This is a genomic window from Luteipulveratus halotolerans (assembly GCF_001247745.1).
Lineage (GTDB): Bacteria > Actinomycetota > Actinomycetes > Actinomycetales > Dermatophilaceae > Luteipulveratus > Luteipulveratus halotolerans.
This window is the reverse complement of record NZ_LAIR01000002.1, coordinates 1,879,809-1,897,113: the sequence shown is the minus strand read 5'-3', so window position 1 is coordinate 1,897,113 and position 17,305 is coordinate 1,879,809. Positions and strand designations below refer to the sequence as shown.

Below are 17,305 nucleotides of genomic sequence, written 5' to 3'. Positions count from 1 at the left end.
GACAGCACAGGAGAGACGAGCCGGCCGTGGCACGATGGGGCGGATGAGGTTTTCCCTGCGTCGGCACGTGACCCCGGAGCCCGCCGGTGTCGGCGGGACCGTGCGGGTCGACGCACGCACCAAGAACCTCACCAAGCGCCTACGGCCCGGTGACATCGCCGTCATCAACCACCGTGACATCGACCAGGTGAGCGCCGAGGCACTCGTCGCCTGCCGGCCGGCCGCAGTGGTCAACGCCGCCGAGTCCATCAGCGGTCGCTACCCCAACCTCGGGCCGGCCATCCTGGTCGACGCCGGCATCCCGCTCATCGACCGCGCCGGTGAGGGCGTCATGGCCGCAGTGTCGGACGGCGAGCTGGCGCAGGTGTCCGACGGCGACCTGGTCGTCGGAGACACCGTGGTCGCGCGAGGCACGTTGATGACGACCGCGTCCGTCCAGGAAGCCCTCGAGGACGCGCGAGCCGGGCTGTCGACCCAGATGGAGGCGTTCGCCGCCAACACCATGGAGTACCTCCGTGAGGAGCGCGACCTCCTGCTGGACGGCGTCGGACTGCCGGACATCCGCACCGACATGGACGGCCGACCCGTCCTGGTCGTCGTCCGCGGCTACCACTACAAGGAGGACATCCAGATCCTCCGCCCCTTCATCCGCGACTACAAGCCGGTGCTCATCGGCGTCGACGGAGGCGCTGACGCGCTGGTCGAGGCCGGGATGAAGCCGCACATGATCGTCGGGGACATGGACTCCGTCAGCGACGCGACGCTGACCAGCGGAGCCGAGGTCGTCGTGCACGCCTACCGCGACGGCAAGGCTCCTGGCCTGGTCCGTGTCGAGGAGCTCGGCGTTCGGGACCCCGTGGTGTTCCCGGCCACCGGCACCAGCGAGGACATCGCGATGCTGCTCGCCGACGACAAGGGCGCTGACCTGATCGTCGCCGTCGGTACGCACGCGACGCTCGTGGAGTTCCTGGACAAGGGACGGGCAGGTATGGCGAGCACCTTCCTGACCCGCCTGCGGGTGGGGAGCAAGCTCGTCGACGCCAAGGGAGTGAGCCGGCTCTACCGCACGACGGTGCCCACCTGGATGCTCGTGGTCCTGGTGCTGTCCGGTTTTCTCGCGCTGTTCGTCGCCCTGGCCAGCACCCCGGCCGGTGACACCATCTTCCAGCTGATCGGCTCCCGGTGGGACGGCTTCTGGTCCTGGCTCACAGGAGTGTTCGAATGATCGACTTCCGCTACCACATCGTCTCGATCGTGGCGGTCTTCCTCGCGCTGGCGGTGGGCATCGTCATCGGCGCCACCAGCCTGCGGGACGGCCTGGCCGGCAGTCTCAACCAGCAGGTCGAGAGCCAACGTCGCCAGCTCAACGACGCACGTGATCAGCGCAAGGCCGCCGAGAAGGTCGTCGGTCGGCAGGACGCGTACGCCGAGTCGGTCGCACCGAAGGTGCTGCCGGGCCAGCTCTCCGGACGCACCGTCGCCGTCGTGGTGCTGCCCGGCACCGACGACGGTCTGGTCGACTCCAGCCGCGACAGCCTTCGTACGGCCGGTGCCAGTGTGACCACGACGCTGCGCCTGGACGAGAGCTGGGTCAGCGGCAGCGGTAGCGACCGTGACCGGGTGGTGCGTGACGCCGCCACCGCGCTCGGGCTGGACACGGCGTCCATCCCCAAGAACAGGCTCGCGGGCAAAGTCATCGTCGAGTCGGTCGCGCACTCCGGCTCGGGTGGGCGCCCTGACGAAGCAGCCACGGGCGTCCTGGGGCAGCTCAAGGACAACGACCTGGGCGAGTCCGAACCTGCCGGTCCCACGCAAGCGGCATCGGTGGTCGTGCTCTGGCCGGGCATGTCCGCCGGAGGCGACAACGCCTCGACGGTCAAGGCGTGGAGTGACGTGATCACGGCCATCGGGCTGTCAGGGCGCCCGGTGGTGGGTGTTGCGTCCGGGCCGGTCAAGGACGACCTGACCTCACCGGACGGGCTCGTCAACGCCCTCCGTCACAGCCCTGAGGTCACTGGCGCGATGAGCACGGTCGACGACGGCGACATGTCGGTCGGACAGGCGGCGCTCGTCCTGGCGCTGCGCGAGGAGTTCAAGGGTCAGGCCGGGCAGTTCGGCCTCGCGGACACCGCGACGACGATCACACCCAACCTGTCGGAGGGCGAGTGAACCGGCTGCTCTGCGCGGCGCTCGCCGGTGTCGCCGTGCGTGCCGCGCTGCCGTTGCTGCGGCGACGACCGCCCGGCGGCGCTCAGCGCTGGGAGCGCACCAACCACGCCGGTCGTCCCGTGACCCTGCTCGAGGGTCCGGCTCTGGTCGCTGGATGCGTGACCGTCGCACTCACCGCACCGCCGGTGGCCGGAGCCGCCGCTGCAGCGGGAGCACTCGGTGTCCTGGACGATCTCGTCGGCAGCACCGACAGCAAGGGACTGAAGGGCCATCTTGCTGCCCTTCGCCGCGGTGAGGTGACCACCGGTGCCGTCAAGGTGCTCGGCCTGGGAGCCACCGGCCTGGCCACGGCCTGGGCGCTCGACCGCGATCACGTCGGGCTCGGTACGCCGGCCGGTGCAGTGCTCATCGCCGGCGGCGCCAACCTGCTCAACCTGTTCGACCTGCGTCCGGGCCGGGCGCTGAAGGTCGCTCTGATCGTCGGCGTCCCCATCACGTTCGCGGGGTCGAGCGTGGCTGCCGCCGGCATGGGCGCCGCGGTCGCCGCACTGCCAGAGGACCTGCGCGGTGAGGCGATGATGGGCGACACCGGCGCCAACGCTCTGGGTGCACTCCTCGGCAGTGCCCTCGCCATCACCCTCGGCACGCGGAGTCGGTGGGCGGCCGCGGGCGCAGTGGTCGTCCTGACCCTCGCATCGGAGCGCGTGAGCTTCTCGCGGGTGATCGCCAGCACGCCGGGCCTGCGCGAGCTCGACGCCTGGGGGCGTCCGCGGCCATGACGGTGGGCCCGAGGTGAGTGGTCGCACCGCCCGCGGTGGGCTCCTCGCAGCCGCAGGCATGATCGCGGTGATCACCCTTCTGGCCCGGGTCGTCGGATTCGGGCGCTGGATCGCGTTCTCCGGCTCGGTCGGAGGCACCTGCGTCGGCGAGGTCTACGCCACCGCCAACCTGCTGCCCAATGTCCTGTTCGAGGTCGCCGCCGGGGGAGCGTTGGCCGCAGTGGCCGTACCCCTGGTCGCGGGCGCGTTGGCGCGTGGACGCGACGACGAGGCCGACGACGTCGCCTCTGCGCTGATCACCTGGGCACTGACCGTTCTCGTCCCGCTCGCGCTGCTCCTCGCGGTCCTCGCGCGCCCGCTGTCGACCTGGCTGCTGGGCGGGCGCTCCGAGCTCGGCTGCGCGCAGGCGGGCCGCGTCGACCTCGCCGTGACGATGGTCCTGACGTTCGCCCCGCAGATCCCGCTGTACGGCGTCGGCATCGTCCTGGCCGGCGTCCTCCAGGCGCATCGTCGTTTCCTGGCCGCGGCTCTCGCGCCGCTGCCGTCGAGCGCGGTCGTGATCCTCGCGTACCTGCTGTACGGCCATCTGGCGACGGGGAGCGACGGTCGACCGGAGTCCCTCGGCGCCGATGCCGTGGCAGCGCTCGCAGGCGGTACGACGCTCGGTGTCGCAGCGCTCAGCCTGCCGCTGCTGGTGCCTGTGCGTCGGCTCGGCGTACGCCTGCGGCCCACCTGGACCTTCCCGCCCGGGGCGGGTCGCCGCGCGGTGCATCTCGCCGGCGCGGGTGTGCTCGCCCTGATCGCGCAGCAGGTCGCCGTGGTCGCAACGGCGACCGTGAGCAACCACCGCGGAGGCACAGGCACGCTCAACGTCTACAGCTACGTCCAGGCGGTCTACCTCCTCCCGTACGCCGTGCTCGCCGTGCCGGTCGCCACGGCCGCCTTCCCGAGCATGGTGGGCGACCGTGAAGCGGCCGACGATCCCGGAGCGAGCGTCGTGGCACGCTCCTTGCGCACGGTGGTCGTGGTCGGTGTGCTCGGCAGCGCGGTGCTCGTCAGCGTCGCTCGACCCGTCGGCCGGTTCTTCGAGCTGATCGACGCCAGTCGTCACAGTGCGGCCGGCTCGTCCATCTCGTCCATGGAACCCGCGCTGGTCGCCTACGCCGGAGGCTTGGTCGGCTTCGCCGTGATCGCTCTTCTGCAGCGTGCGCTCTACGTGCGCGGCAACCCGTGGCACGGTGCGTGCGCAGTCGCCGTCGGCTGGCTGGTGGCAGCGGTCGTGCCCCTAGTCCTGGTCTCTGACGGCTCCGGATCGCGTTCTGCGCTCAGCGTTCTCGGCTGGTCGAGCACGGCCGGCATGACACTGGCGGCGCTGCTGCTCGTGGGCCTCGTGACTCGCGCCTGGGGACGCCACGCGACCGCGCCGGCCCTGCGCACTGCGGGTGCATCCGTCGTCGCCGGCATCGTGGGCGGGGCGGTCGGCACCACCGTCGCTCACCACCTCGACGCCGCGTCGGTGGTGGGAGCGATCGCGTCCGGGGTGGTGGTCGCTGCAGCGGCGGCTGCGGTCTATGCGACGGTTCTCCTTGTGGCTGACTCCTCGAGCGCACGGATGGTGCGCGACCGCCTTCGGCCCGCGCGAGTGACACGGTGAGCGGGTCCCGACGAATTCTGCTCGTGGTCGGCCTCGTCGCCGGTGGAGCGGGACGGCACGTCCACGAGCTGGCCGTCGGTCTGCTCTCGCGCGGGCACCGTGTCACCGTGGCGTGCCCGCCCGAGGTGGAGCGGCGCTACGACTTCGCTGGTGCCGGCGCAGCCGTGGTCGAGGTGGGGATCGCAGACCGACCGCACCCTGTCGCCGACGCCCGCACCATGCGCATCCTCCGGGCTGCCGTGCACGAGCACGACCTGGTCCACGCGCACGGCCTGCGTGCGGGTGCGATGGCTGCGCTGACGACTCGAGTGGTGCCGGTGCTCGTGACGCTGCACAACGCCGCACCGCCCGGTCCCAGCAGAGTCGTGTTCCAGGCTCTCGAACGCGTCGTCGCCGCACGTGCACGCGCCGTGCTCGGGGTGTCGCCGGACCTCGTGCTGCGGATGCGCCAGCTGGGTGCTGACGACGTGCGGCCTGCAGTGGTCGCTGCGCCGGCGCTGCCGCCTGCTCGACGCAGCGAGGAGGCCGTACGCAGGGAGCTCGGCGCCCCCGGTTGCCTCGCGCTGGTCGTGGGGCGTCTCGCGCCGCAGAAGGGACTCGACCTCCTGCTGGACGCCCTGCCGTTCGTCGACCCCGACACTGCGCTGACGGTGGCGGTCGCGGGGGAGGGTCCGCTGCACGACCATCTCGCCGACCGCATCGCCGCCGAGTCGTTGCCCGTGCGGCTGCTGGGACACCGCAGCGATGTGCCTGATCTGCTGCGGGCGAGCGACCTGGTGGTCTCCAGTGCGCATTGGGAGGGGCAGCCCGTGTGGTTGCAGGAGGCACTGCTCGCCGGATGTCCGGTCGTGGCGACCGACGTCGGCGGCACGCGCGCGGTCGTCGAGACCGCAGGTGTCCTCGTCGCCGAAGGCGATCCCGCAGCGCTGGGGGCCGCGATCGGACAGGTGGCCGGTGATCCGGCGTACCGCGCGGATCTGGCCCGACTGTCGGCCGCCCGCGGCGCGCAGCTGCCCGACCGCGATACGGCGGTCGAGGACGCGCTGGCGGTCTACGAGGACGTCGTCGGCGACACTCCGGCCTAGCGGTGGACCGACCCCGGTTTCGGTGACGTAGACTGGCAGCCCGTGGTGGAGACGACGAAGCACATCTTTGTGACCGGAGGCGTTGCCTCTTCTCTCGGCAAGGGCCTGACGGCCTCGAGCCTCGGACAGCTGCTCCGCGCGCGTGGGCTGCGCGTGACGATGCAGAAGCTGGACCCCTATCTCAATGTCGATCCCGGGACGATGAACCCGTTCCAGCACGGTGAGGTGTTCGTCACCGAGGACGGCGCCGAGACCGACCTGGACATCGGTCACTACGAACGGTTCCTCGGGGTCAACCTCTCGGGCAGCGCCAACGTGACGACCGGCCAGGTCTACAACCAGGTGATCGCCAAGGAGCGGCGTGGTGAGTACCTCGGCGACACGGTCCAGGTGATCCCGCACATCACCAACGAGATCAAGGAACGCATGCGGGCCGAGGCCACCTCGGCGACTCCGCCCGACATCATCATCACCGAGATCGGTGGCACCGTCGGTGACATCGAGAGCCTGCCGTTCCTCGAGGCCGCTCGCCAGGTCCGCCAGGACGTCGGCCGCGACCACGTGTTCTTCCTGCACGTCTCGCTCGTGCCCTACCTCGCCCCGAGCGGCGAGCTGAAGACCAAGCCGACGCAGCACTCCGTGGCCGCTCTGCGCCAGGTCGGTATCCAGCCCGACGGTCTCGTGCTGCGTGCCGATCGTGAGATCCCCGAGAGCATCAAGCGCAAGATCTCGCTGATGTGCGACGTCGAGCAGGAGGGCTGCGCCGCTGCTGTCGACGCCCCGAGCATCTACGACATCCCGAAGGTCCTGCACAGCGAGGGCTTCGACGCCTACGTCGTACGCCGTCTCGGCCTGCCGTTCCGTGACGTCGACTGGACCGAGTGGGACGACCTCCTGCGTCGCGTGCACCACCCGGAGCACCAGGTCGAGATCGCGCTGGTCGGCAAGTACATCGACCTGCCCGACGCCTACCTGTCGGTCACCGAGGCGATGCGGGCGGGCGGCTTCCACCACGACGCCAAGGTCAAGATCCGCTGGGTGCCGAGCGACGACTGCCAGACCGACGCGGGTGCCTCGAAAGCACTCGGCGGCGTGGACGCGATCCTCGTCCCGGGCGGCTTCGGCGTCCGGGGCATCGAGGGCAAGCTCGGTGCTCTGCGGTGGGCGCGCGAGCACAAGGTGCCGACGCTGGGCATCTGTCTTGGGCTGCAGTGCATGGTCATCGAGTACGCCCGCAACGTCGCCGGCATCGACGGCGCGTCCTCCTCGGAGTTCGACCCCGACACCAAGCACGCGGTCATCGCGACCATGGAGGAGCAGAAGGCGTTCGTCGAGGGCGCTGGAGACCTCGGAGGCACGATGCGCCTGGGCGCGTATCCCGCTGCGCTGCAGCAGGACTCGGTGATCGCCGCCGCGTACGGCTCGACAGAGGTGTCCGAGCGGCACCGGCACCGCTACGAGGTCAACAACGGCTACCGCAAGCAGCTGGAGAAGGCCGGGCTCGTGTTCTCGGGCACCTCGCCGGACGGTCTGCTGGTGGAGTTCGTGGAGCTCCCGGCCGACGTCCACCCGTACTACGTGTCGACCCAGGCTCATCCCGAGTTCTTGTCGCGTCCCCACCGTGCGCACCCGCTGTTCGCCGGCCTCGTGGGCGCGGCGATCGATGCGCAGAAGGCGTCGCGCCTGGTCGAGGTCGAGCGACCGAAGGACTCCGAAACCGCTGCGGCACAGTGACTTCCGGCGACGAAGGCCCTCTGGCGGACGAGCTGGTCGACCGTCTTGTGCTGCAGCGCGAGACGGTGCACGCAGGGATGGTGTGGGACGTCGTACGCGAGCAGGTCGACCTGGGTGACGCCGGTGTCGTCACGCGTGAGTTCGTCGCGCACACCGGTGCCGTCGGCTGCGTCGCGCTCGACGACCAAGGTCGAGTGCTGCTGCTGCAGCAGTACCGCCATCCGACGCGGATCCTCGACTGGGAGCTGCCCGCCGGCCTGCTCGACGTCGCCGGCGAGCCTCCGTGGGAGGCCGCCTCGCGCGAGCTGTACGAAGAGGCTGACCTGCGCGCCGACACCTGGCACGTCCTGGCCGACTGGCAGAACTCTCCGGGCGGGTCGAGCGAGAACTGGCGCTGCTTCCTCGCGCGCGGGCTGAGTGCTGTCGCAGACGAGGAGCGGTTCGTGCGCGAGCACGAGGAGGCCGACATCGTCGTACGGTGGGTGCCGCTGCAGGGAGCCGTGGACGCGGTGCTCGCCGGTCGCCTGCACAACGCCTGTACGGTCGCGGGCGTCCTCGCCGCACACGCCGCGTCCCAGCAGGGCTGGGCCACGCTGCGACCGTACGACGCACCATGGCCGGAGCACCCGGCGTACCGGTGAAAGGTGTTGGGGGAGAAGGTGATCCGCGCGGGCGCATCGTCCTGCTGAACGGCCCGTCGAGTGGTGGCGGGCAACGACGTGATCGCCGATCAGGTGCTGAGTGAGCCGTGGTGGATCCGAGACCTCGTCGAGGTGTGGGCCGGGCTCGACGTCCTGCTCGTGCACGTGACCTGCTCAGCACCTGAGCTGCGTCGGCGCGAGGCCGCACGCGGCGACCGTGTGATCGGTGCGGCCGAGCAGCAGCTCGGCGTCGTCTTCGCCCACGGCGACTGCGATCTCGAGGTCGACAGCACACGTCGTACGCCGGTGGACCTCGCTCAGGACATCGCAGGCGCTGATCGCGAATCCACCTGCGAGACGGGCGTTCTCGCGCCTGCGAGCGTCGCTCTCATGACGGATGCCCTTGCTCTGAGCGCGCGAGCCTGAGAGTCGGGTACGACGAAGGCGGCCGGCCCCGATCGGGAGCCGGCCGCCTTCGTCGGAGTGTGGTCGCCGGTCAGTCGACACCGAAGTCGATCGCGGCGCGGTCGAGGGCGTCGTCCTCGTCCGTACTGACCTCCGGGTTGGACGAGATCGCCTGTGCGCCACCGGGTTCGAGGCGGCCGACCAGCTCGGTGTCACGCTCGGCGAGGCCGCCCTGCGCGGCGTACAGCTCGAGCTTGGAGCGGGTGTCGGCGATGTCGAGGTTGCGCATCGTGAGCTGGCCGATGCGATCGGTCGGGCCGAACGCCGCGTCCTCGGTGCGCTCCATCGACAGCTTGTCGGGGTGGTAGGAGAAGCCCTCGCCGGTGGTGTTGACGACGGTGTAGTCCTCGCCGCGACGCAGCCGGATGGTGACCTCCCCGGTGACGGCCGAGGCGACCCAGCGCAGCAGACCCTCGCGGATCATCAGCGACTGCGGGTCGAACCAGCGACCTTCGTACAGCAGCCGGCCGAGGCGGCGCCCGTCCTGGTGGTACGACGCGATGGTGTCCTCGTTGTGCACCGCGTTGACGAGCCGCTCGTACGCGATGAACAGCAGGGCCATGCCGGGGGCCTCGTAGATGCCGCGCGACTTGGCCTCGATGATGCGGTTCTCGATCTGGTCGGACATGCCGAGCCCGTGTCGGCCGCCGATCGCGTTGGCCTCGTTGAACAGCGCCACGATGTCGTCGAACGAGGCGCCGTTGATGGAGACCGGGCGACCGCGCTCGAAGCGCACGGTGACGTCCTCGGTCTCGATGGCCACCTCGGGGTCCCAGAAGCGCACGCCCATGATCGGCTCGACCGTCTCGAGCGAGGTGTCGAGGTGCTCCAGCGTCTTGGCCTCATGGGTGGCGCCGAGGATGTTGGCGTCGGTGGAGTACGCCTTCTCGGTGCTGTCGCGGTAGGGCAGGTCGTGCGCGACCAGCCACTCCGACATCTCCTTGCGGCCACCGAGCTCGGTGACGAAGTCGGCGTCGAGCCACGGCTTGTAGATGCGCAGCGCCGGGTTGGCGAGCAGGCCGTAGCGGTAGAACCGCTCGATGTCGTTGCCCTTGAACGTCGACCCGTCACCCCAGATCGAGACACCGTCCTCCTGCATCGCGCGGACGAGCAGGGTGCCGGTGACGGCGCGGCCCAGGGGAGTGGTGTTGAAGTAGACGCGGCTGCCGCTGCGGATGTGGAAGGCGCCGCACGCGATCGCGGCCAGGCCCTCCTCGACGAGCTGGGTCTTGCAGTCGACCAGACGGGCGAGCTCGGCGCCGTACTGACCGGCGCGGCCGGGGACCGAGTCGATGTCGGGCTCGTCGTACTGGCCGAGGTCGGCGGTGTACGTACACGGCACCGCCCCCTTGTCGCGCATCCACGCGACGGCCACCGAGGTGTCGAGACCGCCGGAGAAGGCGATGCCGACTCGTTCACCAACAGGAAGAGAAGTCAGGACCTTGGACACGCCCGCCAGCGTAGAGCCCGGCGTGCGGTGCTCGTGTCGGCGCCCACCGGTTGGAGTGCGCCCGTCAGTAGGGTGCTCTCCATGACTGCCCGCCTGACGACCGCGTCCTATCTCGTGCTCGGGCTGGTCGACCTGCTGGGCGAGGCGTCGCCGTACGCGCTGAAGCAGGCCGCGGCCGACTACGTCGCGCCGTTCTGGTCGCTGCCGCACACCCAGATCTACGTCCAGGCCGACAAGCTGGTCGAGGCGGGTCTGCTCGCCCAGGAGCAGGAGAGCGGTGGCCGACGTCGCCGCCTGCTCACGATCACCGATGACGGCAAGAAGGCGTTGAGCGAGTGGCTCGCCGATCCCGCGGTCATCCCTGTCGAGGCGCGTGACCTGGGTCTGCTGAAGCTGTTCTTCGGCAGCGACGTCCGTGACATCGGGCCGGCGCAGATCTCCCACCACACCGAGCGGCTCCAGGGCTACGAGCAGATGAAGGCCGAGAGCGCGGGGATGCCCCGCGGCCCAGCGGCCACGCTGGCGTTCGGCATCAGGTACGAGCAGGCGCTGGTGGCGTTCTGGAGCACGTTGCTCGACCGCCGGTCCGGTACGAACGCGGCCGACGGGCAGGACGTCTCCTAGCCAGTGTGACGCCGGTTATGGTTCACTCTGAATGTTGAACCATTCACTCCGAACGCTGGGAGAGCCTGTGTCGCTCGTCGCCGGCCCGCGCAAAGGCCGCTCGAAGCTGTTCTGGGTGGCCGTGTGGGCACTGGTGATCGGGTCGGTCGTCTACGCGCCGATCGCCATGACCGCGATCTGGCCGTACGCGTCGCCGGGAGCTCCGAGCCTCGGACCTGATGTCCTCGAACGTGCGACCGACTACTCCTACGTGCACGACGCACTGATCGACCGTCAGCCGGTCTACGACAAGAACATCCCGGCCCTGCTCGTGCACACCATCGGTGGCGGGCTGCTGATGCTCCTCGGCCCGGCTCAGCTGCTCAGCGTCGTACGCCGGCGCCGACGTCTGCACCGCACCGTCGGCGTGGTCTATGCGGTGACCGTCTACGTGAGCATGATCGGTGCGCTGATCTACCTCATGACGACGCCGATGGCCGAGGTGTTCAGCGGCCCGGTCTTCTCGATCGCGCTGACCACCATCCTGATCGGCACCGTCATGAGCGTCACGTTCGGACTGGTCGCCCTCGCCCAGGGCCAGATTCAGATGCACTTCCGGTGGATGGCGCTCAACTACGCGTTCCTCATGACCGCACCCGTGCTGCGGCTCGAGTGGGGTGTCCTGAAGCAGTTCCACCCGGAGGCGACGCTGGCCGAGGTCAACATGATGTCGGTGATGAACCAGGGCGGACTGGTCGTGTTCGCCGCCGCGGTGGCCTCGCGCATGCTCGACTCGCGGCGTCCGGCGCCGGGCATCAAGGGCACCTGGTTGCCCTGGCCTGCGTTCATCGGCAGCGCGTTCTTCTGCCTGGTCGCCCTGATCCCGATCGGTGTGGTGTTCCACAGCTGGGGCGCGTCCGGCGACCGGCTGTTCGCCTACTTCGCCGTTCCGTACCTCGCCGCGGCCGCAGTGATGATCTGGTGCATCGTGCGGAGCACCCGCGCCGGCAGGACGCTCGCGTCCGAGGAGTGGCGCTGGCAGCTCTTCCTCCTGTGTGGCGTACCCGGACTCGCCCTCGCACTCGCGTTCGCGTTCCAGAACTGGCTCGGGCAGGACTCGGCGACCGCCCTCACAGCAGCCGTTGCGGTGAGCTGGGGCGTGAGCGCCTTCGGCGCGTTCATGATGATCGGCCTGCGTCTCTACCTCGGCACCCGCGCAGCCGAGAAGGTCTCGATCTCCAGGCGACAGGCGTTGTCCACCGAGACTGCTGATCCCGAGCGCGAGTCCGAGCTCGTCGACGCGCGCTGACGACAGACTCCGGCGCGGCGGCTCGGCCCCGTACGGTCCGCCGCGCCGGGATCCACCTCGGATCAGCGCAGCACGATCGCGACGACCGAGCCTGCGCCGGCGCAGACGGCGCACGTCGTGACGTACGCCGTGCCGCCTCGCACCGCCACGCCGTACGGCGCGACGAGCTCACCAGCCACGGTGGAGTGCGCAGATCCGCGACCGACCTTGAGCAGTGAGCCCTTCGGGAGCTGCCCCTCGGGCACGGACAGCAGACCGTCGTCGGCGAGCTGGACGGCGTACAGCGAATCGCCCGACCAGGTGAGGTCGGTGACGTTGGTGAGGCCGGTGGCGTACGCCGTCGGGGCCTGACCCGGCACGACCCGCCAGATCGTGGATTTCCCTGGTGTGAAAGGGAATCCGTTGAGCTGGCTGACGTAGTACGCACCATCCGGCCCGACGGCGACGCCGGTCGGCACGGCCTGCATCGGGATCTGGGTGCCGGGCGGGAGGCCGAGGAACGGCGGGGCCTCGGTCATGGTGTCGGGAAAGACCGCCAGGGTGGAACCGGTGCCGCGCTTGCCGAGGCGTACGAGATCGTTGCCGCCGGCGTCAGTGACCGCGTACGCGTTGCCGACCTTGACCAGCCCGGAGGTGTTGGAGTCCTCGCCGCCGTCGGGGTTGTGCCGTGCCTCGTAGCCGACCACGTCAGCCAGGACCTCGAGGTGGGGCTTCGGAGCGAGCCTTCCGGTGAGCAGGGTGCCGAGCCGGGCGCCGCCGGGGCCGAACGCCGCGCGCGTCTGCGGCGAGCCGCCGAGGCCGACCGCGACCGTAATCGCGCGGTTGCCGGTCATCGACACGTCCGACGGACCGGATGCCTGGCTGCCGTCGGCGGCCGCGAGGGACGGAAGCCCGGTCAGGACGCGGTGCTGGCGCCCGTGCTTCACGGCGGTGACGGCGCCGCTCGCGCCGAGGCAGACGGTGCCTCCCTCAGGTCCCTCCTGGCAGGGCCCGGCTCCGCCGCGGCCGGACTCGGCGACGTACAACGTGCCGTCGGGCGCGAACGACAGATGGCGGGGGTTGTCGAGCCCGGACGCGACCGTGCGCGGCGCGGTCGTGGGATGCGCAGAGACAGCGGGCGTCGAGAGCGGGCCCAGCGTGAGCACGAGCCCGGCGACTGCTGCGCTGGCAAGGACAGGTCTGGTCGGTCGACGAAGTGATCGGTTCTGCATGCGAAAGCCCCTAGCGAACGAGCTGGCCGGCGCCGGTGGAGCGTGCGTGCGGACCTGGGCGCGTCGGGCGCAGCGGAATGGGTCGGCCACGCGCGATCGGTCGCTGCACCCCTCCAGTCCGGCTCGACGTCACCCGTCCCGCGGACCGGCAACCAGTGTCCTGTCGCGTGCAGCGCGCCGCCACGGCGTTTGCGCATCGTCCCTCGCCTCGAAGGAACTCGGGTCCGTCGGGAGTTCGGGTGGTCGGCCAGGATGGAGCCATGAGCACGCACGCGAGCGACGACGAGCCCTGCCCCTGCGACAGCGGTCGGGCGTACGACGACTGCTGCGGTCCGCTCCTCACGACCGAGCGTCTGGCGGTGACCGCGGAGGAGCTGATGCGTTCGCGGTACACCGCCTACGTGTTCGGCAACCGCGAGCACCTCTGGCGCACCTGGCATCCACGCACGAGGCCCGCCCAGGTGACGCTGGACCCCGAGACACGGTGGACCGGGCTGCGCGTCGACGAGGTCGTCGGTGGTGGCGCGGACGACGACGAGGGCGTGGTCGAGTTCACCGCGCTGCACGTCGGGGGACAGCTGCACGAGCGCAGCACGTTCGCGCGCCGCGGCGGACGGTGGTTCTACCTCGACGCCGAGTGACGCTGCTGACGCGCGTGCCCGTCCGTGATCGCGGCCGGTGGGGCGACGCCTGCGATCTCGGTCGCGAGCACGCGCGGACGCACCGTACGATGGTCACCGTCCTCGGCGGCGGCGTGACGACCCGCCCGGTGCGTCTCGGCGTACCAGCCTGGGGACCGCGCGTACGGCGTCACCGACGAGAGGCCGAGGACTCCTCGGCGAAGGTGTGGTGGCACCGCGATCTGGCCCCCGCCCACACCTGACCGGGCTGCCGTTCTCGGCAGGTAGCCCATCGGCCACCTCCGAGGCCTGACCTTGAGAGGACATCACGCACATGATGCGCACGCACGACGCCGGCAGCCTGCGTTCCGGCGACGCCGGGACCACCGTGACCCTGGCGGGCTGGGTCGCCCGCCGCCGCGACCACGGGGGAGTGGCCTTCCTGGACCTGCGCGACGCCAGCGGCATCGTCCAGGTCGTCGCCCGCGACGAGGTGCTCACCGGCGCGGCTCACGGCCTGCGCAACGAGTACTGCGTGCAGGTGACCGGCACGGTCACCCCGCGCGACGCCAAGGACGTCAACGCCGACGTGCCCACGGGTGAGATCGACGTGGTCGCCGACACCATCGAGGTGCTCTCGGCGTCCGAGCCGCTGCCCTTCCAGATCGACGAGCGCGTGACCGTCGGCGAGGAGGCGCGCCTCAAGCACCGCTACCTCGACCTGCGCCGTCCGGCCCCGGGTGAGGCGATCCGGCTGCGCTCCAAGGTCAACGCCGCTGCTCGCACGGTGCTCGCCGAGCGCGACTTCGTCGAGATCGAGACGCCGACGCTGACCCGCTCGACGCCCGAGGGCGCTCGCGACTTCCTGGTGCCCGCGCGCCTTGCCCCGGGCAGCTGGTACGCCCTGCCGCAGAGCCCGCAGCTGTTCAAGCAGCTGCTCATGGTCGCCGGCATGGAGCGCTACTACCAGATCGCGCGCTGCTACCGCGACGAGGACTTCCGCGCCGACCGGCAGCCGGAGTTCACTCAGCTCGACATCGAGATGAGCTTCGTCGAGCAGGCCGACGTCATCGAGCTCGGTGAGGCGATCGCCAAGGCCCTGTGGGCCCTCATCGGCGTCGACCTGCCCACGCCGTTCCCGCAGATGACCTACGCCGACGCGATGGCGCGCTACGGCTCCGACAAGCCCGACCTGCGCTTCGGCCAGGAGCTCGTCGACTGCACCGAGCTGTTCAAGGACACGACCTTCCGCGTGTTCCAGGCGCCGTACGTCGGTGCCGTGGTCATGCCGGGCGGCGCGTCGCAGCCCCGTAAGAAGCTCGACGCCTGGCAGGAGTGGGCCAAGCAGCGCGGCGCCAAGGGCCTCGCGTACGTCCTGGTCAACGAAGGCACGGCCGACGGCTCCGTTGAGCTTTCAGGCCCGGTCGCCAAGAACCTCACCGACGCCGAGAAGGCAGCACTGCCGGGGCATGTCGGCGCCAAGCCCGGCGACTGCATCTTCTTCGGAGCCGGCGACGCGAAGTCGTCGCGAGCGCTGCTCGGTGCTGCACGCCTGGAGATCGGCAAGCGCTGCGAGCTGATCGACGAGTCGGCGTGGTCGTTCCTGTGGGTGCTCGACGCCCCGCTGTTCGAGCCGGCCGCCGACGCGGTCGCCTCGGGTGACGTCGCGGTCGGCTCCGGATCGTGGACGGCCGTCCATCACGCGTTCACCATGCCGAAGGCCGAGTACCTCGACACCTTCGACACCGACCCGGGCTCGGCGCTGGCGTACGCGTACGACATGGTCTGCAACGGCAACGAGATCGGCGGTGGCTCGATCCGTATCCACCGCAAGGACATCCAGGAGCGGGTGTTCAAGGTCATGGGGCTCTCCGAGGAGGAGGCGCAGGAGAAGTTCGGTTTCCTGCTCGACGCGTTCGCCTTCGGTGCGCCGCCGCACGGTGGCATCGCGTTCGGCTGGGACCGCATCTGCGCGCTGCTGTCGGGCACGGACTCCATCCGTGAGGTCATCGCGTTCCCGAAGTCCGGTGGCGGCTACGACCCGCTGACCGCTGCACCCGCGCCGATCACGGCCGCGCAGCGCAAGGAAGCGGGCGTCGACGCCAAGCCCGAGCCCAAGGTCGACGCAGCCGCAGAGGCTGAGAAGGCCTGAGGTTGACCACGATTCGAGCCGTGCTGTGGGACGCCGACGGTGTCCTGCAGCACGGCCATCCGGCGCCCGGCCACGGCGGCGCACCCGTCGCGGGTCCGACGTGGCCGGAGCGGCTGGGTGCCATCGGCGGGCCTGACTTCGCCGAGGCGTTGTTCGCGGCCGAGAAGCCCGCTCTGCGCGGTGAGGAGCCGTTCCGTACGGCGGTGGCGCGGTTGCTCGTCGAACGCGGGCTCTCCGTGTCGCCCGATGACGTCCTCGCGCTGTGGGACGACGTGCACGTCGACCCGGCTGCGTTCGAGCTCGTGGATCGTGTTCGGGCACAAGGGATCTCGTGCGTACTCGCCACCAACCAGCAGGACTACCGCGTGCGGCTGATGCGTAACGACCTGGGCTACGACGCACACTTCGACCGCACGTACTACTCGAGCGAGGTGGGCGCGATGAAGCCCGACGCCGAGTACTTCCGACGAGTGCTGTCCGACCTTCGGCTTCCTTCTGGCGCAACGCTTTTCATCGATGACAGCGCTGCCAACGTCGCGTCGGCGAAGGCCTGCGGCATCCAGGCCGAGCGACACGACCCGGCATCAGGAGCGCCGGGCCTGCGCTCGGCGCTCGCCCGCCACGGCATCGAGGTCTAGGCCAGGCGACGGCTCGCCCAGGCGTGCGCGGTGCGGTAGCCGAGGTGCTCGTACAACGCTCTGGCGCGGTCATTGTGCGAGTACATCCCGAGGGTGCTCACACCGTCCATCTGCACGGCCCGGCGGGTGAGCGCCGCGGTCATCGCGAGCCCGAGCCGTCGTCCGCGATGGTCCGGGTGCACGACGATGCCGGTGAGGTGCTGAGCGCCACCGCTCGTGCGGTGCACCGCCGCAGCGGCGATCAGCACGCCGGCCTCGCGCGCACCGACCCAGTGCTCGGTGATGCCCGTGCCGGGCAACGACTCGGCTGTCGGGCTGCCGATCTCGTTGAGCCGCACGATGTCTCGCGCATCGCGGGCGTCGTCCAGCTCGATCAGCACACGCTCCTCGGGGACGGTCGCGGGCTCGGCCGTCGTCCACATCCAGTCCCAGTCACCGCCGGCGCTCACCTCGAGGTGGCGCCGCAGCAGCTCCTCGTGTGCCTGCTCGACCGAGATGCCCCTGACCGCCTCCGGCAACCCGGTCTCGGCGTACCACCGCAGCAGCGCCTCGACGTCCGCGTCCGGTCCGATGACCGTCAGGTTGGGCGGTCGCTGCATCATCGGCAGGCGCACGAACGCCACGGCCGAGCCGACGCGCAGCGGTGTGTACTCCGGGAGGAGGCGAACGTCGTACCGCACGAACGCGTCGTCGTCGGTGAGAGCGAGCAGCTCGTCCTTGTCGGAGATGGAGACCGGTTGCACGTCCGATATCTCAGCACGACCGCTCACAGGCCGGCAGAGTGGTCACGAGTCA

The 17,305-nt window shown here is 70.4% G+C and carries 16 protein-coding genes; 13 read left to right on the top strand and 3 right to left on the bottom strand.

Features of this window, described 5'->3' with window-relative positions:
• The first annotated feature begins 43 nt into the window (after positions 1–43).
• The 8 genes from steA (at position 44) to VV01_RS09560 (ending at position 8,488) form a co-directional block, all read left to right on the top strand.
• Entirely contained in the window at positions 44–1,225 is a 1,182-nt protein-coding gene (gene steA, locus VV01_RS09595) for a putative cytokinetic ring protein SteA (RefSeq protein WP_050669691.1), read from the top strand.
• The gene (locus tag VV01_RS09590; protein WP_050669690.1) at positions 1,222–2,169 is read left to right on the top strand and encodes a copper transporter; all 948 of its coding nucleotides are present in this window, start codon (positions 1,222–1,224) and stop codon (positions 2,167–2,169) included. The genes steA and VV01_RS09590 overlap by 4 nt, the downstream gene beginning before the upstream one ends.
• Positions 2,166–2,948: a hypothetical protein gene (locus VV01_RS09585; RefSeq protein ID WP_050669689.1), complete on the top strand. Its 783-nt coding sequence runs from the start codon at positions 2,166–2,168 to the stop codon at positions 2,946–2,948. Before VV01_RS09590 ends, VV01_RS09585 begins: the two co-directional genes overlap by 4 nt.
• A gap of 13 nt (positions 2,949–2,961) precedes the next feature.
• Positions 2,962–4,602, top strand: a complete 1,641-nt coding sequence (murJ, locus tag VV01_RS09580) for a murein biosynthesis integral membrane protein MurJ (protein WP_050669688.1) — start codon at positions 2,962–2,964, stop codon at positions 4,600–4,602.
• Positions 4,599–5,687 (top strand): glycosyltransferase family 4 protein, encoded by a 1,089-nt coding sequence (locus VV01_RS09575; RefSeq protein ID WP_050669687.1) that lies wholly within the window; start codon positions 4,599–4,601, stop codon positions 5,685–5,687. Before murJ ends, VV01_RS09575 begins: the two co-directional genes overlap by 4 nt.
• 42 nt (positions 5,688–5,729) lie before the next feature.
• Positions 5,730–7,421 (top strand): CTP synthase, encoded by a 1,692-nt coding sequence (locus tag VV01_RS09570; RefSeq protein WP_050669686.1) that lies wholly within the window; start codon positions 5,730–5,732, stop codon positions 7,419–7,421.
• The gene (locus VV01_RS09565) at positions 7,418–8,062 is read left to right on the top strand and encodes an NUDIX domain-containing protein (RefSeq protein ID WP_050669685.1); all 645 of its coding nucleotides are present in this window, start codon (positions 7,418–7,420) and stop codon (positions 8,060–8,062) included. The genes VV01_RS09570 and VV01_RS09565 overlap by 4 nt, the downstream gene beginning before the upstream one ends.
• A gap of 63 nt (positions 8,063–8,125) precedes the next feature.
• A complete protein-coding gene (locus tag VV01_RS09560) occupies positions 8,126–8,488 on the top strand; it encodes a phosphotransferase-like protein (protein WP_050669684.1) in 363 nt (120 codons plus the stop codon).
• 70 nt (positions 8,489–8,558) lie between these two features.
• Here VV01_RS09560 and argG read toward each other — a convergent pair whose 3' ends face one another.
• Entirely contained in the window at positions 8,559–9,977 is a 1,419-nt protein-coding gene (argG, locus tag VV01_RS09555; protein WP_050669683.1) for an argininosuccinate synthase, read from the bottom strand.
• 81 nt (positions 9,978–10,058) lie between these two features.
• On the opposite strand from argG, the gene VV01_RS09550 reads away from it, so the two are divergent.
• Positions 10,059–10,601 (top strand): PadR family transcriptional regulator, encoded by a 543-nt coding sequence (locus VV01_RS09550; RefSeq protein ID WP_071606336.1) that lies wholly within the window; start codon positions 10,059–10,061, stop codon positions 10,599–10,601.
• 67 nt (positions 10,602–10,668) lie between these two features.
• Complete coding sequence (locus VV01_RS09545) at positions 10,669–11,889, top strand: DUF2306 domain-containing protein (protein WP_197275015.1); 1,221 nt, start codon at positions 10,669–10,671, stop codon at positions 11,887–11,889.
• Positions 11,890–11,951: 62 nt separating this feature from the next.
• Here the strand turns inward: VV01_RS09545 and VV01_RS09540 are convergent, their stop codons facing one another.
• Positions 11,952–13,034, bottom strand: a complete 1,083-nt coding sequence (locus VV01_RS09540) for a ScyD/ScyE family protein (protein WP_050669682.1) — start codon at positions 13,032–13,034, stop codon at positions 11,952–11,954.
• Between the two features lie 326 nt (positions 13,035–13,360).
• On the opposite strand from VV01_RS09540, the gene VV01_RS09535 reads away from it, so the two are divergent.
• From VV01_RS09535 to VV01_RS09520, 3 genes are all read left to right on the top strand, one after another.
• Positions 13,361–13,741 (top strand): YchJ family protein, encoded by a 381-nt coding sequence (locus VV01_RS09535; RefSeq protein ID WP_050669681.1) that lies wholly within the window; start codon positions 13,361–13,363, stop codon positions 13,739–13,741.
• A 313-nt stretch (positions 13,742–14,054) separates the two neighbouring features.
• Positions 14,055–15,872, top strand: coding sequence for an aspartate--tRNA ligase (gene aspS / locus VV01_RS09525; protein ID WP_050669679.1), 1,818 nt, complete (start codon positions 14,055–14,057; stop codon positions 15,870–15,872).
• Positions 15,873–15,892: 20 nt separating this feature from the next.
• Positions 15,893–16,510: an HAD family hydrolase gene (locus VV01_RS09520; protein ID WP_231635199.1), complete on the top strand. Its 618-nt coding sequence runs from the start codon at positions 15,893–15,895 to the stop codon at positions 16,508–16,510.
• On the opposite strand, the gene VV01_RS09515 is transcribed toward VV01_RS09520, so the two are convergent.
• A complete protein-coding gene (locus tag VV01_RS09515) occupies positions 16,507–17,253 on the bottom strand; it encodes a GNAT family N-acetyltransferase (RefSeq protein WP_050669677.1) in 747 nt (248 codons plus the stop codon). The genes VV01_RS09520 and VV01_RS09515 overlap by 4 nt on opposite strands.
• Positions 17,254–17,305 lie beyond the last annotated feature (52 nt).